The sequence below is a fragment of the Variovorax sp. TLI9-5A genome, assembly GCF_056867935.1.
The window spans coordinates 2753191-2777135 of sequence record NZ_CP200310.1 but is presented as its reverse complement, the minus strand read 5'-3'; the positions used below and the strand labels follow the sequence as shown (position 1 = coordinate 2777135).

Annotated in this window: 9 protein-coding genes; 3 read left to right on the top strand and 6 right to left on the bottom strand. The window is 65.3% G+C overall.

The genetic code is table 11. The features are described 5' to 3' along the window. Positions 1 to 110: 110 nt before the first annotated feature. From AC1VNX_RS13225 to AC1VNX_RS13205, 5 genes are all read right to left on the bottom strand, one after another. Positions 111 to 905, bottom strand: a complete 795-nt coding sequence (locus AC1VNX_RS13225) for a hypothetical protein (protein ID WP_483157093.1) — start codon at positions 903 to 905, stop codon at positions 111 to 113. Beyond that, a complete protein-coding gene (locus tag AC1VNX_RS13220; RefSeq protein WP_483157092.1) occupies positions 902 to 11155 on the bottom strand; it encodes a two-partner secretion domain-containing protein in 10254 nt (3417 codons plus the stop codon). Before AC1VNX_RS13220 ends, AC1VNX_RS13225 begins: the two co-directional genes overlap by 4 nt. Positions 11156 to 11415: 260 nt before the next feature. Then, positions 11416 to 12372 carry an alpha-E domain-containing protein gene (locus tag AC1VNX_RS13215; protein ID WP_019656032.1) on the bottom strand — a complete coding sequence of 319 codons (957 nt, stop codon included), beginning with the start codon at positions 12370 to 12372 and terminating at the stop codon, positions 11416 to 11418. 14 nt (positions 12373 to 12386) lie between these two features. Beyond that, positions 12387 to 13880 (bottom strand): circularly permuted type 2 ATP-grasp protein, encoded by a 1494-nt coding sequence (locus AC1VNX_RS13210; RefSeq protein ID WP_483157091.1) that lies wholly within the window; start codon positions 13878 to 13880, stop codon positions 12387 to 12389. A gap of 98 nt (positions 13881 to 13978) precedes the next feature. Continuing rightward, complete coding sequence (locus AC1VNX_RS13205; protein WP_483161943.1) at positions 13979 to 14557, bottom strand: enoyl-CoA hydratase-related protein; 579 nt, start codon at positions 14555 to 14557, stop codon at positions 13979 to 13981. Here AC1VNX_RS13205 and AC1VNX_RS13200 point away from each other — a divergent pair. Beyond that, a complete protein-coding gene (locus AC1VNX_RS13200) occupies positions 14516 to 14686 on the top strand; it encodes a hypothetical protein (protein WP_483162065.1) in 171 nt (56 codons plus the stop codon). The two genes, AC1VNX_RS13205 and AC1VNX_RS13200, sit on opposite strands and share 42 nt — an antisense overlap. A 305-nt stretch (positions 14687 to 14991) precedes the next feature. On the opposite strand, the gene AC1VNX_RS13195 is transcribed toward AC1VNX_RS13200, so the two are convergent. Next, positions 14992 to 17442: a DNA internalization-related competence protein ComEC/Rec2 gene (locus AC1VNX_RS13195; protein ID WP_483157090.1), complete on the bottom strand. Its 2451-nt coding sequence runs from the start codon at positions 17440 to 17442 to the stop codon at positions 14992 to 14994. Between the two features lie 143 nt (positions 17443 to 17585). Between AC1VNX_RS13195 and AC1VNX_RS13190 the strand changes: the two genes are divergently transcribed. Next, a complete protein-coding gene (locus AC1VNX_RS13190; RefSeq protein WP_483157089.1) occupies positions 17586 to 21122 on the top strand; it encodes a transglutaminase family protein in 3537 nt (1178 codons plus the stop codon). 64 nt (positions 21123 to 21186) lie between these two features. Beyond that, on the top strand, positions 21187 to 23937 hold the full coding sequence (locus AC1VNX_RS13185) for a circularly permuted type 2 ATP-grasp protein (RefSeq protein WP_483157088.1): 2751 nt from the start codon (positions 21187 to 21189) through the stop codon (positions 23935 to 23937). Positions 23938 to 23945 lie beyond the last annotated feature (8 nt).

Below are 23945 nucleotides of genomic sequence, written 5' to 3'. Positions count from 1 at the left end.
AAGGGCGGTCCGAAACCCGAGGAGGTAATGCCCGTGGGATAACCACGTCGGTGGTTTTGGGGGAAACTCGCGGCGCGTATGATTTATGCGAAACCGGCACAAATGTCACCTTACTCCGGCAATGGCTTGGGTTCTTCGTTAATCCGAAACAAGCCAGGGCGGAACAACTTTCTCAGTGCAACGCGACGCTCCGAGAAAAGAGAAAAATTATCCATTACGTCGAACAGGCTAGGCGTCAGGGCAACCAAAAAGCCTTCGCCAATCTGCTCTGCGCTGAAGCCATTTTCTCGAAGCCTAGCCACATCAACTTCGGCAGCATATTGTTCACCGAAGAAATTGGCCCAAGACAAATTAGCCAAGCCACGCTCCTTTAGCGCCACATCAGGGTGACCATAGAGCAAATCATTTACTCCGAAATTCTCAACAGCCTCTTCGCTAAATGCTTCGCGTCTTGCCTCTGCATTTGTTCTCAAATGCATTGTTGCAAATTTTGGATTCGTAAGAATGCAAAGGCGGCGAAACAAATCACTCCAGTCAACCCCCTTATCAGGTGTTGCCGTCAAGGTAATCCATCCTAGTTTCAACTCGCCAGATCTGGTTGTCAGCGTGTGATGAACGCAGCCCCAATACTTAATAGCCTTAGCTCGTTTCCAAAGAAAATTCCATTTGACATGCGACGGTCCCAGTGGGCCATCAATGACGGCCTCTGGAGCCCAACTTGCCTTGCAATCATCAATATTACCAACAAAAACCTTGATTGGCTCCGAGTTTCCGACGTACTCAGGCGCCAGGCGAGCATCAACATCGCACAGGGTTTGCAGTAATTTACGACCGAACTCCCATTCCGTGGTATTTAATCTTGTCGCAACAGAAATTCTAATTTCTGGCTTTTCGGGTTTTTTCAATGCGGCCTCGCGAAAATTTGCTTGATGACTTGAGTGGTCGGATCGAATTGATATACCTTTCCGCCTGCTTCTAAAATTTCTTCCCACAAGGGCTGAGATATCACTTTATTCGATGGACTCACGACCAAACTGTACGGAATATTGTTGATAGTTGCATATTGAAGCTGTGCCCTGAGTTGTTCACTGCCAGTGAGCTCGATGACATCCTTGAGTTCCACTAAACCCACTGGTCTGCCGGCATTGTCAAAAATTGTTTTGACCGTGCTTCCATCAGGCATAGGAACGGGCACAGCGGTCGTGTTCTTGGGTAAGCCGGTAGCCTCATTGAACGCATTCTGAAACCGTGCCCCGTTGAACTGATTTTGCAGGGCTTGTGAGCCGGTACCAGGCGTGATGCTCCATGTCACCCCGTTGCTCAGATCGGATCTGAGTACCGTGATCTGGGTGCCTGTCGCGGGGTCCACCCGGAAGTAGCTGCCGCCACCGGCCCGCTGAAACACAAGCGATCCGTCGGCCGCCACGCCGGCCGGCACCAACGACCCTCCGGCTGGCCCCGCAAAGGTGCCATCAGCATTGGCGGTATATCCCTTTGGCAGACTGACGCCACCGCCGTTGGGCATCTCGCCCACGTGGAGCGTGCAGCTTCCATTCGCGCAAGTCACACAAGGCCCCACGTTGTGCACCCACGTGCTCAGCGTCCCAACGAAGAACGTGTGTCCTGTCTCGACCGTCAGGTTGTACGTCAACCCTCGGGGCGCATACATCTCAACCGAGCGCACCTTCAAGTGCCGGTGGTTGTCTTGAGATACCAGTTGATCGCCGGCCTGCAGGTTTTCTACCCCCACGAACCCGCGGCTCTCGACGTAGAAGGGGTGGCCCGGCGTGACCAGCAGTTCCTCGCTGGTGGTCTGCGACGCATCGGCTTGCTCCACCGTTAGCCGCAGGATCGGGCGATCGTCGCGTACGTGAGTGGCCGTCACCGGTGCAAGGAACGCCTCTCCCGAGCCGTCTTCCAACCGCGTCCAGACCTTATCGCCCGGCTTGATGGTTTCGATGGCGCGCTCGCCACCTTCAGTGGACACCAGCGTACCCGGCGCAAAGCAGCAAGGCGCCAATCGAGCGGCCGTAGCTTGGGCCTGCGTCACGACGCGCCCCTCGGTGACCATGGCAGGCCCTTCCGCCGATGTCACAGCAACTAGGCGCCCCTCAGAATTGAACAACTGCGCCACCCTGCTGCCAGAGGCCACCACGACCTGAGTGACTCCCTCGAACAATCCGTTGACCAGTACTCCGGTGATCGCGCCGGTGCGCGCGTCGACCAGAACCGTGCCAGCGTTGACGTTTCCGCTGTCGATGCCTTGCGTGACTGCTGAGATCAGCCCGCCTGCCACCGCGCCAGTCGTGGCAGGGCCCACAGCGATCAGCGGCATGGTGACCATGCCTACCCCCAAGACCGTGAGTCCCTTTGCGAACTCTTGCGATTGCTGGATGCATCCCGCACTCGGGCTTACCAGGTTGCAGCCGGCCGGAACCTTGTTGTAGAGATCGTTGGCGATGGTCAAGAAGGCAGGCGTCTGCAGGCTGAGCACCCGATTGATGTTGCTGTCGCTGCCCAGAGCGCCCGTGGCGATGAGGTTGCTCAGGTCGCTGTTGCCGGCTCTGTAGGCGGCCGTCAGTTCATCGCAGTTGTTGGTGGCTTTGCAGTTCAGCAGGGCCAGGTCATTGGCCTGGCTGATGGCACGCATGCTGTCAACGGCGTCTGAGATGCACTTGTCATTTCCTGCGCATTTAGCGATCTTGGCCGCGAGTTCCGCCACGTTCTGATGGGACAGGAAGTTGTTGGCAGCCGCGTTGGCCCCTGCCTGCCCAGCCAGGGCGATTTGGCTCGCATCCGCCCCGGTGAGCGCGGCCGCCAGACCGGAGATCATCGCGGCGAATTGCGTGGTATTGGACTTGACCCCATACGCTTCGGCCACGAGCTCGCCCACAGCCGCGCCGATGGCCCCTGCACCGCAACCCGCAGCGTTGTTCGTCCGGGCCGCTCCCACCGCGCACCCTGCAATCGCGTGCGCCACCTTATTGGTGAACTCGTTGAGCGTGGCGTCGTCGCCCATGCTCATGGTTCCGATGGCATTGGCCGCCTGCGCCGCCACGGTGTCCAGGATGCCGTTCTTCAGCGCATCCGCCAGGTTCCGCTCCAGGCTGCCGCCACTGATGGCCGTGTTGATCACTGCCCTGGCGGCCGCGGCCTGCAGGTTCTGGCCCAGTTGCGTGAAGAACGGCTGAGAGCCCGCGCCTGCCGTGGGCAAGCCGGTCGGATTCAGGTCCATCGCTCCGAGCACGCCGCCGGTGACGATGGCCGTCAGCAGGTTCTTCACACTGGCGCTGCTGCCCAGATCGTGCAGAGCCCCAGCGATATCGCCCTGGTTGTTGATCAGTGCGATGGACGCCTGAGTTGCGAGGGCCGTGATACCCGCCGTGACGGCACCGCCCACTGCAGTAGAGATCGTTACCCCTCCGGCAGCAATGAATCCGCCTTCACCAAGAACGGCAACACCGCCACCAGTCGCCGTGGTGGCTGCGGCGTCGCCCACTGCTGCACCTGCTTCTGAAGCTGCCCCTGCTGTGAAATACGCCACCACCAGCGTCACGATGGCCGCGCCTTCCGGCGTCAGCCCCTGCTTGTCGTAGTCCCAGGTCTTGTGGACTTCCTCGACTTTCTGCCAATCGATCTTGCCGCTGAGCTTCGGGTCATTGACCAACTGATTTACCCAGCTCATGCCAGGCTGTTTGGAAAGCTCTTCAATGCTGTCCCGCGCGCCCAGGCCCGCTTGCACGTGGTTTGCCGTGACAGACAGATTGCCCGCGTTGATCTGGTTGTAGTTCGTCGTCTGGTCGGTGCGGCCATTGTCCCGATTGACTTGGTACACCAGATCGCGGCCTTGGCTCGTCGTGCGCGTGGTCGTCTCGGTCGTCTGAGTGCCTAACAACAATGTGTCGGCGCTCAGGCTCACCTTGCCCGGCGTGTTGATGGTTGTCCCCGCCAGCGCCAACGTATCGGCAGCCGCGATGGTGACGTTCGCGCCATTGATCGTCGTGCGGGCCAATGTCGTGGTGTCGGCCTCGGTGGAAGTAGTCTCCCGCCCCTTGATCCCCTTGCCGACATCCTTGAGGATCGCGGCGCTGCCGAAGTCATACCAGGCGCTCTTGCTGCTGGTTGTCCCGGTCACTGATTGCTGGTTTGTCGCCGCCTGGATGATCACATTACCGCCCAGGATCGAGACATCCTTCGCAGCATCCACCTGGACGCCTTGCATGAAGACACTATTGTTTCCTTGCAGCAGGATGCCACCGTTGCTGCTGCTGATGGTGCTGGGTGCTGCAGTGTCGGACTTGATCTCTACGCCTGTGGTGGTGGTCTTGCCGGAGGGCAGGATCACTGGTGCGCCGATGGTCGCAAGACCTCCGATCACGCCGAGGCCGCTGACTCCGCGCTTTTGACGGTCCAGCTCGATGCTGCTGTTGACGGTGTTTCGGCCTTCGACGATGTTGAGGTTGTGCTCGGCCACCACGGCAACACCATCCTTGCCGCTAATGCTGGAGCCGATGATGTTGATATCGTTCTTTGCACCAAGGGAAACCACACCACCGGAGAACTTGCTGCCTACGCTTGTCGAGTTATCGAAATCACCCGAGAGCTTGTTATCGGTGCGACTGAAGGTTTTCTTGTCCGACCACTGCGCGGAGTAACTGCCGATGACCCGGGCCTCGCCCGACTCGATATTGATGTCCCGGTCCGCATGCACGCTCAGCAAGCCCTTGCCCGCGTCCACGGTGGCCTGACGCGCGTTGACATCGCGATCGGCTCTCAGCACCGTGGTGCCGTTCGTGGTGATGGTGCTTCCGAACTCCTGCGAGCTGGCCATCGCCATCGACGTGGTGGAACTGGCACCCATCATGGCCCGGGTCTCGGTCACCGTGCCCAGGTTGATGTCGTTCTTTGCCGTGATCGACGTGAAACTACCAACCCCTTGATTGGAGATGATCCCGCCGATCAGATTCACGTCGTGGCCGGCGCTGGCAACCAGCCTGCCACCCGGGTTCGTTACGTACAGGCCTGCGATGCGGTCCAGGTTGGTGTTGTATCCGTTGGTCTGCGTGGTGCTGCGAACGTTGATGTCACGTCCCGCATCGATTCTCAGGCTGTCGCGCGCATCGATCGTCCCGCCGATGTTGTTCAGATCGGTTCTGGCGTTCAGGGTGACATCACCACCGCTGATACGGCCACCGAGGTTGTTGATGTTGTCCGCATCGATCCTGACCAGGGTCCGCCCGGCGATGGTGCCCGTGTTGACAAGATCGCCGCTGCCTTTGATGTTGATCGCGTCGGCACTGAGCAAGGCCCCGTTGCCGTTGATGTCCCCAGGACGCACACGAACGTAGACCTGCGGCACCAGGACCAGCTGCGTGCTCCCGTCCGGCAAGGTCACCGTTTGCTCGACCAGCCAGACGATGTCGCTGGTGAGCTGAGCCATTTGTGCCGGCGTCAAGGCGATGCCGGGGCGCAGACCATATTCCTTTGCGAAGGTGGCGCCTGCGTTCATCAGCGCGGCGTACTGCTCTTCGTCGCTGTAGTAACCGTCCAGGTAGCGGTAGCCCGTCAACTGGGCCACCTGCTCACGAATCAGCTTCTGCTCGTAAAAGCCGTCACCCAGTCGCTTGAGGATGTTGTTCGGATCAAGCCCCAGGTTGTTCAGGAGGTAGTCGCTGCTGAGCCACTGGCGATAGTTGGCAAAGCGTGGGTCCGTCTCGATGAGGTACCGGCCGCCGGTGTTCAGGCCGAACAGGCTGGCGCGTGGAACGGTGACGTTGGGCACGCTAGTGCGAACCACCATCGGCACAGTCTGGCTTGCGGTGCCGCCACTCCCGTCAGTGCCGGCCGCCGCGCCCGCGCTCGCCCCGCTGGTCTTGACGACGCCGTTCACGTTGGAGGCGACTTCGACGATGGCACCCTGGCGTCCGCCAGCAGCCACATTGCCCGTGCCACTCGCCGCGTTGCCGACCGTCGTATACCCGGCGACACCCGCGTTGTAGCCCCTGGTGGCGTTCAGATGCTCCTGCGGTTTGTAGTCAGTGAGCGTGTAGGTATCGGTCGTCGTTGTCGGCGGGATATAGATCGGCTGCTCTGGCGGCTTTCCAGGGCGGTTGGGGTTGTAGCCGATCCATATGGCACTCACGGAGGTATCGCGCTTGCCCGGCGTGGCCTGGTTGTCCACATCGGACGCATTCAGTGCGCCACCTGCCATGATCTGGCTGTCGCGGTTGTAGACGTGCCCGTTAAGGGTCATGTCACCGCCAGAGACGATGCGCGCCGGATCGGCCGTCCCCGGTACTACGGAGTCTTCGGTGACGTCGATTTTGGTGACGGCATTGGTCCAGCCCTTGCCGATGACGCTGACAGTGCCATCTTCGGCCTTGTGATAGACCAACCGCGTGCTGGGGTCGCCCCAGGTGATGATGTTGCCCTGTGAATCGAAAGGCTCCCAGGACTTCCCGTCCATCGTGATGATGCTGGGGACCGATACGGTGCTGCTGTTGGTTGCAACCTTCAGGTGCGTATCGACATTGTTGATACTGCCCATGGCGATGGACATCTGACCCAACGATTCGATACTGGCACTCTCGTTGTTGAGCGTGCCGCCCTTGCCGGTGGCCTGGCGCTTGGCATCCAAGGCACCGCCAATGAACATATCGCCAGCGCTGAAGATGAGTGCATCGTCCCGGTTGTTGATGGTGCCCGCGCCGATATCCAAGCTGTTGCGAGCAGCTATCGTCCCAGCCTTGGTGACGCCGCTGGCCGTCTCAGCAACGTTGTTGAGCGTACCCGCCGCAATGGAGATCGCATTGCCATAGAGGCGACCCGTGCCGATGTTGCTCAGTGTTCCAGCATTGACCTGCGTGGCTCCCTGGCTGTCGATCAGGCCACGGTTGGTCAGTGTCGCCGCGGCGTTGATGACGGTGTGCGTCCCGGAAATCTCCGCGTTGACGGCATTCTCGACATCGTTGCCACTGGCCGTGACGGTTCCACCCGCCAGCAGCTTGCCGTTGTTGGTCAGCTTGCCGGTGGTCGCATACGTGAGGTTGCCGCCAGCCTTGACGTCGACGTTGTTGGTCACATCCTGCGCCAAGGCAATGCGCAGGTCATTGACGCCCACGGTCGTGCCGTCGCCGCTGAAACCCTTAGCGTCGATCTCCAGCTTGCCGAATGCGGCGGTCTGAACCTTGCCGTCCGCGCCGAGCACAGCGGCCGTACCTGCGACCATGGTGCCGCCAGTGTTGACGACGTTCAGCGTCTTGGCGCCCGGATTGGCGGCGTTCGGGTCGACGAGCTTGAGCGTGTCGCCGGCTGACATGAGGCCGCCCGAGGAATTGTCCATGGTGCCGCCGCTGGTCACCGTGAGGTTCTGCGCCGCGCGCACCGCGCCCGTCTGGTTCCCAAGGTTCGTCGCATTGATCGCGACGTTCGTGCCCTCGATGCCCTGGTTCGTGCCGCTGGTGCTGGCGTTGTTGACGCTGGCGGCGTTCAGCGTGAGGGTGTCGCTAGAGCGAAGCAGGCCGCCGGCATTCTGGACAGCACCGGCATTGACCGTCAGGGCGCCGACCGCCTGCGTCTGGCCGCCGCTGTTGTCGTAGGTGGCGCCGGTGGTGTTGACCGTGACGACGGACTGGCCGATGACCTGTCCGCCAGCGGTGTTGGAGAAGCTTTGTGTACTGGCCCCGATGGCGCCCTTCGCGCCGATGAAGCCGGCCGCGTTGTCGAGCGCTCCTGTCTTCAGATCGAGCGTGCTGGCGCTCGTGATGCCGCCCTGGCCGCTGGTGTAGTCCGAGGCGTTGGTGTTGGCGAGCGCCTGAGCGTTCGTGTCGATGGCCATGGCGCCACCGGACTGGATGAGGCCGGTGTCATTGTTCAGCGCACCGGATTTGATCTCGACGGTGGTGGTCGCGGCGATCGTGCCCTTGGCGCTGTTGTCCAGGGCATTGCCGTGCGTGTCGATGCTCAGGCTGTTGCCGAAGACCTTGCCGCCCTGGTTGCTAAGGCCACGGTTGTCCAGCGTGGTGGTGCCGCCAGCTTGCAGCGTGCCGCCGGTGTTGGTGGTCGTGCCCGTGGTCCTGACGGTCAGGTTGCCATTCACGGCTGCGGTCGTCCCCGCGCTGTTGTCCAAGCTGGCGGCGGTGACCGTGGTGTTGCCATTGGCGGCCAGCGTGCCGCCAGCGTTCGTCACGGCTCCGCCGACAGTAGCGTTCAGGTCCCCAACCGCAGTGACACTCCCCGCGTTGTTATTGAAACTGCCTGCCGCGATGGTGGTGTTGCCACCGGCGCCGATCACGCCCTTGTTGCTGTTGTCCAGGAGGCTACCAACCGTCAGATCGAGACTGGAGGTTTCTGCTGCGCGTATGGTGCCGCCCTGACTCGTCAGGCTACCGGCCGCGATGTTCGTGTTGCCATTGCTGGCAATGGTGCCGGAGGTGTTATCGACCGCGCCCACGACCGTGATACGGGTGGCATCGGAGCCGGTCTGAACAATCTGGCCGCCCCGATTGCTGAGCGAGCCGGCGTCGATGGTGATCTGCTTGGCGCTGGTCGCTGCCTTGCTTCCATCCTGGTTGAAAGTGCCCGACATGGCGACAACCAGCGCATTGTTCGCCGTGATCTGGCCGTCCGTACCGCTGAAGTTGCCGCCCGCAAGGGTCAGGGTGCCGCCCCCGGCATGCTCGATCTTGCCAGAGGCGTTCGTGATGGATGCGCCCTGGAGCGTCAGGTCCTGGCCATTGCTGGCGATGCGGCCACCGTCGTTATTCAGGGTGCCGCTGGTGGCGATGCTGGTCACGCCCGTGCCGGTCTGTACGATCTCGCCGCCGTTCGTATTGGTGAGGTTCGAGACCTTGATTTGCAACTGGCCGGCATTGAGCTGACCGGCATCGTTGACGAGGGTTTGCGCGGCGTTGCTGTTGGCGGTGATGGTCAGCGTGCCAGGCGTGACCACCGTGGCCTTGCTGGTAGTGGCGTTGCCCTGCGTGGCTGTCACCGAGATGTTAGCGGCGCTGGTCTGGCTCGCCGAAAGATCGACGCTCTGACCTTGCAGCGTTGCGTTGCCGGCCGCGAGGTTGGTGCCGGTGGCGGCCAGCGCGCCTGAGGAAGTCACGCTCAAGTCGCCCGCGCTCCCAAGCTTGCCATCGTTCTGGATACCCGCGCCCAGCACGCCCGAGCTGCTGCTCTGCACGCTGCCGGCTGTGATCGTCGCGTTGCGGCCCGCGGTGATGCTGCCGTCGTTGGTCAGCGCGCCGCCGACCACGATATTGACATCATTGCCACCACGCAGACTGCCGCCACTGGCGAGCGCGCCGGCCTGGATGCCCAGGTCGGTAGCCGCGCTGATGCTGCCGCCGCTCACGTTGGTCAAGGCGTTGGTTACGCCGAGCTGCACGCCGGCCTGTGCGGACTGGATACTTCCGTGAGTGTTTTGCAGCGAGTCGGTCTTCAGTGTCAGCGCCTGGTTGGACGCCAGGGTGCCGCTGTTGTTGACGGTGGCTCCAGCTACGTTCGAGGTCAGTGCGCCTGCTGCCGATATCGATCCGCGCGTGTTCTCGACCTTTCCGCCGATCGCGAGGTTGGTATCGATGACACTCGTCAATGTGCCATCGGTGTTGGTCAGGTCGCCACTGGTGGCGATGTTCAGGCTGCCCGCGCTGAGCTTGCCGCCCGTGTTGTCAAAGGTGCCGACGTTTGCGCCGAAGCTCTGGCTGACGTTCAGAGTGCCACCAGCATTCGAGAAGTTGGGACCGGTGACCGCCATGCTGGCGACTGACAACGTGCCACCCGCGTTGTTGATCTGTGGTGTTTGCAGCGCGATCGGACCACCAGCGTAGATGCGGCCACCGTCGTTCAGAATCGTTCCCGCCGCGGTGATGGTGCCAGGCGATGTGGGGACAAACGGTGCCGGTGCCGGCGAAGCCGCATTACTGGAGCCTGAACCCGTTCCGGAGCTGGTTCCCGTGGTGGAAACGCCTGGACTGGTGCTGCCACCTGTGCCGGTACTCCCCCCGGTGCTCGTGCTACCTCCCGTGCCAGTGGTCGGCGCTGGTGCCGGCTCGATACCGATGACTCCGCTGTTGGTGTTCGAGAGAACCGGTGCAGTGATGCCGAGGCCTACGCTGCCGGTCTGGCGGATCGTGCCGCCCCGGTTGTCAATGTCACTGGCACCGGAGATTTCTATGCGTGTGCCTTCGAGGGTGCCCGTATTTTCAAGACGTCCCGCTGCCGTGACGATGAGATTGCCGTTACTCGCGCCGATGTTGCCTGCATTACGTACACCCAAGCCGGCCTCATTGCCCACAAGCGTGATTTTTCCTGCATACATGCCGCCGAGGGCCGCCACATCGAGAGTGAAGGTCGGTGCTGCGCCCGTTCCTGTCGTGGGCGTGATCTGCGTGTGGTCGGCACTGATCTGATTCGCGCCGGTCACCACTTTGAGCTCGCTTGCCCAGATGCTCGCGTTGGCTTGTACCGCACGCGCAAGGATGGCCGCGTAGTCGGTCTTGCTGGCATCGAGACCCGCGCCGTCGATGGTGATGGTTCCGCCACGAACCAGGAAACTGTCGAGACCGCCGACGGCGTTGAACTGCGGCGTACCGGTGGTGAGCGTGGCACGGCTGGCATTGATGAAGCCACCACCATCCACGCTGATGCCAGCCGGATTCGCAATGATCACTTCAGCACGCTGGCCACCCACTTCGAGATAGCCGCGAAGCTGGCTGGGCGTTCCGCCGTTGACCTCGTTGAGGATGATGCGCGCCGGCCCGGTGGCCAGATTGGGATTGCCCTGAACGAACCCACCCAGTTGGGTCTGCACGTTCACCCGGCTGTTATTCAGGATGGCGCCGTTCGCGCCGACGCTGAACTGGTTGTAGACGTTGCGGGAGACGCCCGCAGCGGAAGGCGTCTGGATATTGACCAGCGGCACGCCGTTCGGCGCCATCAGCACGGTCGGGCGAAGATTGCCGGGAACGTTCGGGGCACCGACGATCTGCGCCTGCGCCGACATTGCCATCAGCGCGCCTGCGATGGCTGCAGAAACTGTCGTCGCCGTTGCTTTGCTGGCGCCCTTGCCAGTGCTGGCGGCCGTTTCCTGGACCGCCATGCGCATCCCTCTGGCCGCGTTGAAGACCACGCGGTGCAAGTGCCGATTCATCGCTCTTTCGCTCCCTCAAGTTGTCATGCCGCAGCTTCATTTGTGACCAAATGAAAACTGAGGAGCGCGATTATGGGAGCGCGGCGCTTGCTTACAAGGTATTAATTCACGCTTTTAAACGTCTGAAAATATTCAATTCCGGCGAGTTAATTCTTAATATTTACTTTCGATCTTGCTGATTTGGTTTCGTCAACAATTGTCAAAAGTCTGCGCTGAGCGGGGAGCGTCATCTCCCGCGAGAAAGATGACGCTTTCGCATTTCAATGCGCCGGAACCAGAAAATCCTGGCTGATCCGCACCCCCAGCTCATTCACCCGATCGAGGAATTGCGTGAGATACGCATGCAGCCCCGTCGCCAGAATTTCGTCGACGCGCGCATATTGCAAATCGGCCAGCAGCTTGCCGGCACGGCGCTGCGTTTCTGCGCTCTGCTCGTTCTGAACCTTCGCAAGGTTGTTGACCACCTCGACCAGGCTCGCATGCAGCGAGCGCGGCATGTCTGCGCGAAGAATGAGCAGTTCGGCCACACGCTCCGGCTTGATCACGTCGCGATACACCTTGCGGTAGACCTCGAAGGCCGAGACGCTGCGCAGGATGGCGCTCCAGTGATAGAAGTCGTATTCCTGATCTTCCTCGGTGGCGGCGCCGAAGAACTCGCTGTTGAGCGCGTGGAACTTCACGTCGACCAGGCGCGCGGTGTTGTCGGCGCGCTCCAGGAAGGTGCCGAGGCGCGAGAAGTAGAAGGCCTCGTCCTGCAGCATGGTGCCGAGCGTGACGCCGCGCGACAGGTGCGAGCGGAACTTGACCCACTCGAAGAACTGGCCCGGGTCGCGCTCGAAGTCGCCCGAGCGCAGCATGCGGTTGACTTCGAGCCAGGTGGTGTTCTGCGTTTCCCAGGCTTCGGTGGTGAGGGCGCCGCGCACGGCGCGCGCGTTCTCGCGTGCGGCCTTGAGGCAGGAGACGATGGACGAGGCATTGCTCTCGTCCTTGACCATGAACTCCATCACCTCCTTGGGCGCGATCTGGTCGTACTTCTGGTTGTACCAGGGCAAGAGCTCGCTGATGGAGAGCACGCCCTGCCAGCCGTACTTGGCGACTTCGGCGGACTGGGGCAGCAGCGAGGTCTGGTAGTTGACGTCCAGCATGCGCGCCGTGTTCTCGGCGCGCTCGGTGTAGCGGGACATCCAATAGAGGTGGTCTGCGGTGCGGGACAGCATCGTTCGTGCTCCTACTACGATTGGCTTTGCGACTGTGCGGGAGCCTTGGACTTGGGCACACGGTCGGCTTCGAGAATCCAGGTGTCCTTGGTGCCGCCGCCCTGCGACGAATTCACCACCAGCGAACCTTCCTTGAGCGCCACGCGCGTGAGGCCGCCGGGCACCATCTGCACTTCGCTGCCCGAGAGCACGAAGGGGCGCAGGTCGATGTGGCGCGGCGCGATGCCGGCGTCGACGAAGGTGGGCGAGGTCGACAGGCTCAGCGTGGGCTGGGCGATGTAGCCGTCGGGCTTGGCGATCACGGCCTTCTTGAAGTCCTCGATCTCGGCCTGCGTGGCGGCCGGGCCGATCAGCATGCCGTAGCCGCCGGCGCCGTGCACTTCCTTGACGACCAGGTCCTTCATGTTGTCGAGCGTGTACTGCAGCTCGTCCTTGTTGCGGCACATGTAGGTGGGCACGTTCTTCAAGATCGGCTTCTCGCCGAGGTAGAACTCGACCATCTTCGGCACATAGGGGTAGATCGACTTGTCGTCGGCCACGCCGGTGCCCACCGCATTGCAGATGACGACGTTGCCTTCGCGGTAGGCGCGCATCAGGCCGGCGCAGCCCAGCGTCGACGTGGGGCGGAACACCTCGGGGTCGAGGAAGTCGTCGTCCACCCGGCGGTAGATGACGTCGACGCGCCTCGGCCCGCGCGTGGTGCGCATGTAGACGAAGTTGTCCTTGACGAACAGGTCCTGCCCCTCGACCAGCTCCACGCCCATCTGCTGCGCGAGGAAGGCGTGCTCGAAGTAGGCGCTGTTGTACATGCCGGGCGTGAGCACCACCACCGTGGGCTCGGCCGTGGCCGGCGGCGCGCTGGCGCGCAGGGTTTCGAGCAGCAGGTCGGGGTAGTGCGCGACCGGCGCGACGCGGTTCTGGTTGAAGAGCTCCGGAAAGAGCCGCATCATCATCTTGCGGTTCTCGAGCATGTAGCTCACGCCGCTGGGCACGCGCAGGTTGTCTTCGAGCACATAGTACTCGCCGTTGCCGGCGGCATCGGGGGCGCGCACGATGTCGATGCCCGAGATGTTCGAATAGACGTTGTGCGGCACGTTCACGCCCATCATCTCGGGGCGGAACTGGGCGTTGTTCAGGATCTGCTCGGCCGGGATGATGCCGGCCTTGATGATTTCTTGGTCATGGTAGACATCGTGAAGAAAGCGGTTGAGCGCCGTCACGCGCTGAACCAGCCCTTTTTCCATGCTGTCCCACTCGTGGGCGGGAATGATGCGAGGCAGCAGGTCGAACGGTATGAGCCGCTCGGTACCGGAGCCGTCCTCGTCCTTGGCGCCGTACACCGCGAAGGTGATGCCGACCCGGCGGAAGATCATTTCCGCCTCTTCGCGTCGCGAACGCATCACCTCGCCGGGTTGCTTCGCGAGCCATTGGTCGTAGCGCTTGTAGTGCTGTCGAATCGCAGCTCCAGCGTAGGGAAGCTGCTCGTACATCTCGTCAAATTTGTGCATGGAACGACCAATCTCCTTGAGCACATAGCTTAGCAAGTTCAGGGCCAGTAGAACCCCTGATGCGAAGGCTCAAGGCGGGTCGGATGATCTTTCCGCGCTCAGGGCTCGGGGCCCTCCTCGCTCGTTCCCGGCTTCTTTCGGGGCGAGAGAAATTCCTTGATGCGCTCCCCGCTCTCGTCGCTGTAGAGGCTGGTCAGGAAAGACTCGCGCTCGGCCTCCAGTTGCTCGCGCCGGCTGCGTCCGCGCGCCCCATACACCAGTTGCTTGATGCGCGCCTGAACCTCGAACGGGCCGCGCGCGAGTTGCTGCGCCCAGGCGAGCGCGGTGGCTTCGGCTTCCCCGTGCGGCACCACCTTGTTGACCACGCCCAATTCGTGGAGCCGCTTCGCGGTGCAGGGCATGCCGTCGAGCAGCATTTCGAGCGCTGCCTGCGGCGGCAGCGAGCGGGCCAGCGAATCGGTGCCGCCGCCGTCGGGCGACAGGCCGACGTTGATGTACGACATCGCGAACTTCGCATCCTCGGCGGCCACGATCAGGTCGCAGGCCAGGCACAGCGAAAAGCCGCCGCCCATCGCGGCGCCCTCGACCGCGGCGATGACCGGCTGCGGCGCCTCCTCGATCGCCATGAGCCATTCGTGCAGCGCGTCGATGTGGCCATGCTGCTCGGTGGCCGGCAGCTTGCGTTGCCGGGCCAGGCGCCGCAGGTCGCCGCCGCCGCTGAAGTGATCGCCCTCCCCCGCAGCACGATGGCGCGCACCGTGCGAAAGCCCGCGGTGGCGCGTATCGCCTTGGCGGCCGTTCGGTAGACCGAGGGATTGATCGCGTTGCGCGCCTCGGGATTGCTCAGCGTCAGGATCAGCACCGGGCCCTCGCGGTGCATCTTGAGCCGCGCGCCGGAGCCGCCGGCGAGGCTCGCGCTGGTGATGGCCGGAACGCCGGTCGTCATGAGGCGCGCCCGTAAGACGGGCCCCAGCGAGAAATCCGACGGTTGTGCTTGTCCATGCTGCCCCCTTGTTCTGAGTTGTAGCCAAACGATACAACGCATGGAACGCTGCCGTGGATTCCTTTACACGAGGCCTTTCGGGCTACTTTTGACAATTAGTTCACGATTTCAAGGCTCCGGACGGCCAGCCTCCTCCGGCTGCCGGTGCTCCCAGTAGCGCGCCCGGCGTTCGCGCTCGCAGCCCACCTCCGCGGGCCTCGCGCTGCTCCAGTGGGCGGCGCCGCAGCGGGTGTTCTCGACCAGCCGCACGCCGCGTTCACGGTAGCGCGCCACCACTTCCTGCGCCGGATGACCGAAACGGTTGCGATACCCCGCCTGGACGAGCGCGATGCGCGGCTGCACCGCATCGAGAAACGCCGCCCCCGACGAAGTCTTGCTCCCGTGATGCGGCGCCAGCAGCACGTCGGCGCGCAGCAGTTGCGGCGTGCGCACGACCAGCGCCGCTTCCTGCAGCCGCTCGATGTCGCCCGCCAGCAGCGCCGCCGCGCGGCCGTTGTCGATGCGCAGCACGCACGACACGGCATTCGGCTTGCCGAAGCTGCGGTAGTCGCTCTCGAAGGGATGCAGCACCTCGAAGCGCACGCCGTCCCAGTTCCACGACTGCCCCGCCTCGCAGCGCCTTGCCGCGCGCATCGCCTGCAGCGGGTGCGCGGCCTCGATGGAGCTCAGTAGCGCCGCCTCGGGCTGCATCGCGAGCACGGCGGGCGCGCCGCCGATGTGGTCGGCGTCGCGATGGCTCACCACCAGCGTATCGAGTCGCTCGCCGTACGCCCGCAGCAGCGGCACGAGCACACGGTGGCCCGCGTCGCTTTCGAGGCTGTAGCGCGGGCCGGCGTCGTAGAGCAGGCTGTGCGTGGCGGTGCGCACGAGCACCGCGTTGCCCTGGCCGATGTCGGCGGCGAGCAGCTCGAACTCGCCAGCGGCCGGCCGGGGCGCCTGCCACAGCAGCACGGGCAGGAGCAGCGGAATGCCGAGGCCGCGCAGCGACCATGGCAGCCGCATGGCCAGCAGCGCACCGCCACCGACGCCGCAGGCGGCCAGCCACAAGGGCGGCGCGGCCATCGACAGCGTGGCGTGCGGCAACTCGGCCAGCCATTGCAGCAGCAGCGCCAGCGCCTGCACGGCCGTGGCCGCAAGGTCCCACGACAGTGGCACCGTCACGCCGAGCATCGCCAGCGGCGTGATCACGAGCGTGACCCACGGAATCGCCACCGCGTTGGCCAGCAGTCCGATCAGCGACACCTGCTGGAACAGCAGCAGGCTCAGCGGCGTGATCGCCAGCGTGATGGTCCATTGCTCGCGAAAGAAGCGCAGCAGTCGGGCGGCCGCGCCGGCCTGCTGCTCGCCCTGCACTCCAGCGTCCGTCGCGAAGAGCACGCCCACCGCCACGAAGCTCAGCCAGAAGCCCGCCTGCATCAATGCCCACGGGTCGAGCGCGACCACCACCGCGGCAGTCAGCAGCCACACGTTCGGCCAGGGCCAGCGCCGCCCGGTCAGGCGCAGCAGCGCGACCGTCGCCAGCATCCAGACCGTGCGCTGCGAAGGCACGCCCCAGCCGCTGAAGAGCGCGTAGAGCGTGGCCAGCAGCACGCCGCCGATCAACGCGGCCTGCTGCGCGGGCAGGCGCAGCATCAGCCACGTGCTGCGCCGCCAGAGCAGGCCAACGGCGTGCGCGGCGAGCCACGCGAACATCGTGACGTGCAGGCCCGAGATCGACATCAGGTGCGCCACGCCCGTGGCACGGAACACATCCCAGCCGGCGCGGTCTATGGCGTTCTGGTCGCCGGTGACGAGAGCCGCGATCACGCCGGCCTGCGCGCGGTCTGGCACGCGCTCGAAGATGGCGTCGCGCACCGCTTCACGGGCGCGTTCGATGGGGTGCCGCCAGGTGGAGCCGACCAGCACCGGCGCCGCGTCGCGCGCGCCGGCTCGCACATGGCCGCTGGCGTGCAGGCCCTGCTCCCACATCCAGAGTTCGCTGTCGAAACCGTGGGGGTTGCGGTTGCCGTGCGGGGCTTTCAGGCGCACCGTCAGGCTCCAGCGTTCGCCGGCATGCGGGGAAGCGACGGCGGTGCTGGCTGGCGAGGTACGGCTCCAGAGGCTGGAGCCTTCCGCATACCAGCCGAGCGCGATGCGCTCGGGCACGGCTGGCAGGCCTGTCATGGAGGGGTCGACCCACTGCGCGGCTTCGACATCCAAGACGAATCGCGTACCAGCCTCGTTGCGCTGGGACATCTCCGATACGACGCCTGCGACGCGCAGGTCGCGCCCTTCGAGCGCCGGGTCGAGCGCGCCTTTCGCATAGGCGACGGCGCGCAATCCTGCGAGCCCCGAGCCGGCCATCGCTCCGCACGCCACGGCGATCAACAAGAGCCTTCTGCCCGGCAGTCGCCGCCACCACATTCCGGCCACGCCGACACATAGCAAACCGGCATAACCCCATGCCGGCCACAGCACCGGTTGCTGCAGCTGCAAGGCCGCTCCCAGCAACGAACCGCCCAGTGCCGCAAATGCGCCGAAGCCCCCCGCAGCCCGGCCCGACGCACGAAACCGCGTCATCGGACAACTCCCGAATCCATGATGCAAACCCTCCCCAAATCACGCTCAGTGGCGCGTTAATTGCTTTGGTATCTCGGCTAGTATGCGTCTCACCAGAGACATCATCTCCCGATGCAATCTGCCAGCACTGCACACAAAAACGCATGTCCATTCACGCCGCTCTCCACCACGTCACCCATTACAAGTACGACCGGCTGGTGCAGCTGGGCCCCCAGGTCGTGCGCTTGCGGCCCGCGCCGCATTGCCGCAGCAACGTCATCTCGTACTCGCTGCGGGTCGAGCCGGCCGAGCACTTCGTCAACTGGATGCAAGACCCGTTCGCCAACTACCAGGCGCGGCTCGTGTTTCCCGAGAAGACGCGCGAGTTCAAGGTCACGGTCGACCTCGTGGTCGAGATGGCGGTCTACAACCCCTTCGACTTCTTCCTCGAACCGCAGGCCGAGAACTTCCCGTTCAAGTACACGGCGTCGCAGGCCGAAGAACTGGCTCCCTACCTCGTCACCGAAACGCCCACGCCGCTGCTGCAGGCCTACCTCGACAAGATCGACCGCAAGGAGCAGCGCACCATCGACTTCCTGGTCGGCATCAACCAGCAGGTCCAGAAGGACGTCAACTACCTGATCCGCATGGAGCCCGGCGTGCAGACGCCGGAAGAAACGCTCACCAACGGCAGCGGCTCCTGCCGCGACTCGGGCTGGCTGCTGGTGCAGCTGCTGCGCCACTGCGGCCTGGCGGCACGCTTCGTCTCGGGCTACCTGATCCAGCTCACGCCCGACGTGAAGGCGCTCGACGGCCCGAGCGGCACCACGGTCGACTTCACCGACCTGCATGCCTGGTGCGAAGTGTTCCTGCCCGGCGCGGGCTGGATCGGCCTCGACGCCACCTCGGGCCTGCTGGCCGGCGAAGGCCACATTCCGCTGGCCTGCACGCCCACGCCTTCGAGCGCCGCGCCCATCGAGGGCGGCGTCGATGAATCCGAGGTCGAATTCGGCCACGACATGAAGGTCACGCGCATCTACGAATCGCCGCGCGTCACCAAGCCCTACACCGAAGACCAATGGGCCGACGTGCTGGCCCTGGGCGACGCCGTCGACGCGCGCCTGAAGGCCGGCGACGTGCGCCTGACCATGGGTGGCGAGCCCACCTACGTGGCCACCACCGACCGCGACGCGCCCGAGTGGAACACCGACGCGCTCGGCCCCACCAAGCGCGGCTACGCCACCGAGCTCGTGCACAGGCTGCGCGCCGAGTACGGCCAGGGCGGCTTCCTGCACTTCGGCCAGGGCAAGTGGTATCCGGGCGAGCAGCTGCCGCGCTGGGCGCTGTCGATCTTCTGGCGCGCCGACGGCCAGCCGCTGTGGCACGACCCCGACCTCTTCGCCGACGAGCGCTTTCCGACGCACTACACCAGCGAGGACGCGCGCCGCTTCACCAACCTGCTCGCGCACAAGCTGGGTATCACCGAGCGCTACATCCAGCCGGGCTACGAGGACATCTACTACTACCTCTGGCGCGAACGCCGCCTGCCCGTCAACGTCGACCCCTTCGACTCGAAGCTCGACGACGAACTGGAGCGCGTGCGCCTGCGCCGCGTGTTCACCCAGAAGCTCGACGCGGTGATCGGCTACATGCTGCCCATCGAGCCCGGCAACGCGAACGGCGACGCGCCCGCACTGGCCGGCCCGGCCTGGAAGACCGGCCCCTGGTTCCTGCGCGACGACCGGCTGTATCTCATCCCGGGCGATTCGCCCATGGGCTACCGCCTGCCGCTCGACTCCCAACCGTGGGCCAGCAAGGGCGACTACCCCTACATGATCGAGCGCGACCCGAACGCGCCGCGCGGCGCGCTGCCGAGCGGGGCCGACTACCGCGCGCGCTACGCCGTGGGTACCGGCGGCGCGGGCGGTGCGGGTGAAGCAGGCGGCACCGGAGCCGACCTCGGCGCCGTGCCCTATGCCTTCGGTACGCCTCCCGTCGTGCCAGCCTCGCTGCGCATGCAGACGCCGGGCGCATCGGGGGACGGGGAAGGCGATGGCGAGGGCAGCGACGCCACCACGACCCCATCCGCCACGCGCCAGCCCCTGCGCGGCGAATCGGCCCACTGGATCACCCGTACCGCGCTGTGCGTCGAAGTGCGCGACCCGCGCCGCGCCAACGGCCCCGCCGCCGAGAAGAAGGGCAATGCCTCTGGCGTGCTCTACGTCTTCATGCCGCCGCTGGCCCGCCTGGAGGACTATCTCGACCTCGTGGCCGCCGTCGAGGCCACCGCGCGCGACCTGGGCGTGCGCATCGTGATGGAAGGCTATCCGCCGCCGCGCGATCCGCGCCTGAAGCTGCTGCAGGTCACGCCCGACCCGGGCGTGATCGAGGTCAACATCCATCCGGCGCACAACTGGAAGGAACTGGTCGACCACACCGAGTTCCTCTACAACGCCGCCTTCGAAACCCGCCTGTCGGCCGAGAAGTTCATGACCGACGGCCGCCACACCGGCACCGGCGGCGGCAACCACTTCGTGCTGGGCGGCGCAACGCCGGCCGACAGCCCCTTCCTGCGCCGGCCCGAGCTGCTGGCCAGCCTGCTGCTCTACTGGCACAACCATCCGTCGCTGAGCTACCTGTTCTCGGGCATGTTCATCGGCCCGACGAGCCAGGCGCCGCGCGTGGACGAGGCCCGCAACGACCAGGTCTACGAGCTGGAAATCGCGCTGAAGGAAATTGCGAAGAACCGCGAGATCTACGGCCAGAACATGCCCGCGTGGCTGGTCGACCGCACGCTGCGCAATATCCTGATCGACGTTACCGGCAACACGCACCGCAGCGAGTTCTGCATCGACAAGCTCTACTCGCCCGACTCGAGCACCGGCCGCCTCGGCCTGCTGGAGTTGCGCGCCTTCGAGATGCCGCCGCACGCGCGAATGAGCATCGCGCAGCAGTTGCTCATTCGCGCGCTGGTGGCCCGCTTCTGGGACGAGCCCTACAAGGCGCCCGTCACCCGCTGGGGCACCGAGCTGCACGACCGCTTCCTGCTGCCGACTTTCGTGAAGATGGACTTCGACGACGTCATCAGCGAGATGCGCCAGGCCGGCTTCGCCTTCGATGCCGACTGGTTCGCGCCGCACTTCGAGTTCCGCTTCCCGCTGGTGGGCCAGATGCAGGCGATGGGCGTCGAGCTCTCGCTGCGCAACGCGCTCGAGCCGTGGCACGTGATGGGCGAGGAAGGCGCGCCCGGCGGCACGGTGCGCTATGTCGATTCCTCGCTGGAGCGCATCGAGGTGCGCGTGACCGGCCTGAACGAAAGCCGCCACGTCATCACCGTCAACGGCAAGGTGCTGCCGCTGCAGCCCACCGGCGTTGCCGGCGAGTTCGTGGCCGGCGTGCGCTACAAGGCCTGGAACCCGCCTTCGTCACTGCACCCCAGCATCAAGGCGCATGCGCCGCTGACCTTCGACCTGGTCGACACCTGGATGAAGCGCTCGCTGGGCGGCTGCCAGTATTTCGTGGCCCACCCGGGCGGGCGCAACTACGACACCTTCCCGGTCAACGCCTACGAGGCCGAAAGCCGCCGCCATTCGCGCTTCACGCGCACCGGCCACACCCCCGGCCTGCTGCGCACGCCCCCCGCGACGATCGAGCTGCCGGGCAGCCGCGAATTCCCGTTCACGCTCGATCTGCGGCGTTGACCGGGATATTCCGCACACTGCCCGAACGGCCACCCCGTGACGGCAGTGTGACAATCCACCCCCTGTGGAACCTTTGAACGAATCCCTGTTCGACGCCCAGGCACTGGAGTTTCCGGCGGCCCTGGCGTCGGCGCTCGCCCCGCCGGCCCTGCCCGGCCACTTCGACGAACTGCGCGGACTGGCCACGCCTGTGGCGCCCGTCCGGCCGGCTCCCGGGGCTGCCCCGGCCCCGGCGGCAGCCCCGCAGCTCTACGACGCCGCCGCCGAACGGCCGGCGGCGCCCGGCCAGTCGCAGTCTCAAACACAGTCCCAGTCGCAACCCCAGGCGCAGACGCAGCAGGCCCCGGCCAGCGAACAGCCCCCGCTCACCCCCGCCTGGAACGCCTTCTTCGAGCAGCTCGGCCCGGGCGGCTTCAACGACCTGCCCCGGCGCGCGGCCAGCCTGGAGCGGCAGATCCGCGACAACGGCGTCACCTACAACGTGTACGCCGACGCCAACGGCCCGCAGCGGCCGTGGTCGCTCGACCTGTTCCCGCTGATCGTCTCGCCCGAGAGCTGGAGCCAGATCGAGGCCGGCGTGCTGCAGCGCGTGCGCGTGCTCGACCGCGTGATGGCCGATGCCTACGGCCCGCAGCAGCTGCTGGCCGAAGGCCTCATTCCCCCGGCGCTGGTGCGCGGCCACCCCGGGTACCTGCGCGCGCTGCACGGCGTGAAGCCGCCGGGCGACACCTGGCTGCACATCGCCGCCTTCGACCTCGCGCGCGGCCCCGACGGCAACTGGTGGGTGGTCTCGCAGCGTACCCAGGCGCCCTCGGGCCTGGGCTACCTGCTCGAAAACCGCCTCGCCATCACGCGGCAGTTTCCGCAGGCCTTCGAGGCGCTGCACGTGCAGCGCCTGGCCGCCACCTACAGCGCCATGATGGAAGGCCTGCAGCGCATGTGCCCGGCGGGCGTGCCGCCGCACATCGCGCTGCTCACGCCGGGCCCGTACAACGAAACCTACTTCGAGCACGCATATCTCGCGCGCTACCTCGGCATCACGCTGGTCGAAGGCAGCGACCTCACGGTGCGCGACCAGCGGCTCTACCTGAAGACGCTGCAGGGCCTGCGCCCGGTGCACGGGCTCATCAAACGGCTGGACGACCAGTTCCTCGACCCGCTGGAGCTGCGCCCCGACTCCACGCTCGGCGTGCCCGGCCTGCTGCAGGCGATCCGCGCCGGCAACGTGCTGGTGGCCAACATGCCGGGCTCGGCATTTCTTGAATCGCCCGCGCTGCTCGGCTTTCTGCCGGGGCTGGCGCGCCGGCTGATCGACGAGAAGCTCATGCTGCCCGCCCTGCCCACCTGGTGGTGCGGCGAGCGCGCGGCACTCGAATCGGTGCTGCCGCAGCTGGGCGACAGCGCCATCAAGCCCACCTACCCCGGCTTCGACGGCCGCGCGAGCTTCGACGCCGTGCTCGGCAGCCAACTCGGCCGGCGCGAGCTCGACGAATGGGCCGGCCGCATCGTGCGCGAGGGCGACGTCCACACCGTGCAGGGCTACATGGCGCTGTCGCAGATGCCCACCTGGGCCAATGACATGGGCCCGGGCCACATCGCACCGCGCGCCGTGATGCTGCGCGTGTTCGCGGTGAGCGACGGCGCGCAGTCGTGGCGCGTGCTGCCCGGCGGGCTGGCCCGGCTCACCGAGCCCGACGCGCAGTTCGCCTCGATGCAGCGCGGCGGCAGCAGCGCCGACGTGTGGGTGCAGACGCACGGCGAGGTCGACCGCACCACGCTGCTGCAGCCGCACAGCACGCCGGCATCTCTTGCGCGACATCGCGCGCCAGTCACCAGCCGCGCGGCCGAGAACATGTTCTGGCTGGGCCGCTACACCGAGCGTGCCGAGAACGCCGTGCGCCTCGCGCGCCTCACGTTGAGCCTGCTGGGCAGCGAGGACCAGTCCTCGCGCCCGCTGCTCGAATGGCTGCACCGCATGGCGTTGCGCAATGCGCTGGTGCCGGCCGAAGTGCCGAGCGCGCCGCAGTCGCGCCGCGTGTTCGAGCGTGCGCTCATCGCCGAGCTTGGCGACGTGGCGCGCGGCGGCAGCGTGGGCTTCAGCCTGCGCTGCATCCGGCAGGCCGCGGCCGCGGTGCGCGAGCGGCTCTCGCAGGACACCTGGAACCAGATCGTGCGCACCGAGGCCGACTTCCTGCGCCGCTGCGCCGAGCAGGCCGACGAAGGCAGCTTCGCCGCCAGCGCCGCGCTGCGCGCCCTCGAATCCGCCAGCAACGCCCTCGCCGCCATGACCGGCGCGCAGACCGACCGCATGACGCGCGACGACGCGTGGCGCCTCCTGTCCATCGGCCGCCACATCGAGCGGCTGGGCTTCCTCGCGAACGCGCTGGAGGCCGGCTTCGACAACGGCGCGGTGCACGAAGTGAGCGGCTTCGAGGCCATGGTGGCCCTCTTCGACAGCACCATCACCTTCCACGCCCGCTACCAGCAGCGCCGCGACGTCGCCACCATGGTCGACCTGCTGGTGCTCGACGCCGAGAACCCGCGCTCGCTGGCCTGGGTCACCCAGACCCTGCGCGGGCGCATCGCGCGGCTCGCCGGCAGCGCGCCGGGCAAGCTGACCGCACTGTCGTACGAGCTGCCCGATCCGGCCGGCTGGACGCTCGAACACCTTTGCGCTACAGGGCCCGACGCCGACTATCCGGAGCTCATGAAGCTGCTCGCCAGCTGCGAAACGGCGGCCTACCATGTGTCCGACGCCATCGGCACGCGCTACTTCACGCTGACCTCCGAGTCGCTGCGTTCAGTGGGCGCCTGAACAGGTAC

Excerpts from the sequence above, each read along its gene's own strand:
- AC1VNX_RS13220 (WP_483157092.1), bottom strand. The coding sequence starts at position 11,155 with ATGAATCGGCACTTGCACCGCGTGGTCTTCAACGCGGCCAGAGGGATG.
- AC1VNX_RS13215 (WP_019656032.1), bottom strand. The coding sequence starts at position 12,372 with ATGCTGTCCCGCACCGCAGACCACCTCTATTGGATGTCCCGCTACACC.
- AC1VNX_RS13210 (WP_483157091.1), bottom strand. The coding sequence starts at position 13,880 with ATGCACAAATTTGACGAGATGTACGAGCAGCTTCCCTACGCTGGAGCT.
- AC1VNX_RS13195 (WP_483157090.1), bottom strand. The coding sequence starts at position 17,442 with ATGACGCGGTTTCGTGCGTCGGGCCGGGCTGCGGGGGGCTTCGGCGCA.
- AC1VNX_RS13190 (WP_483157089.1), top strand. The coding sequence starts at position 17,586 with ATGTCCATTCACGCCGCTCTCCACCACGTCACCCATTACAAGTACGAC.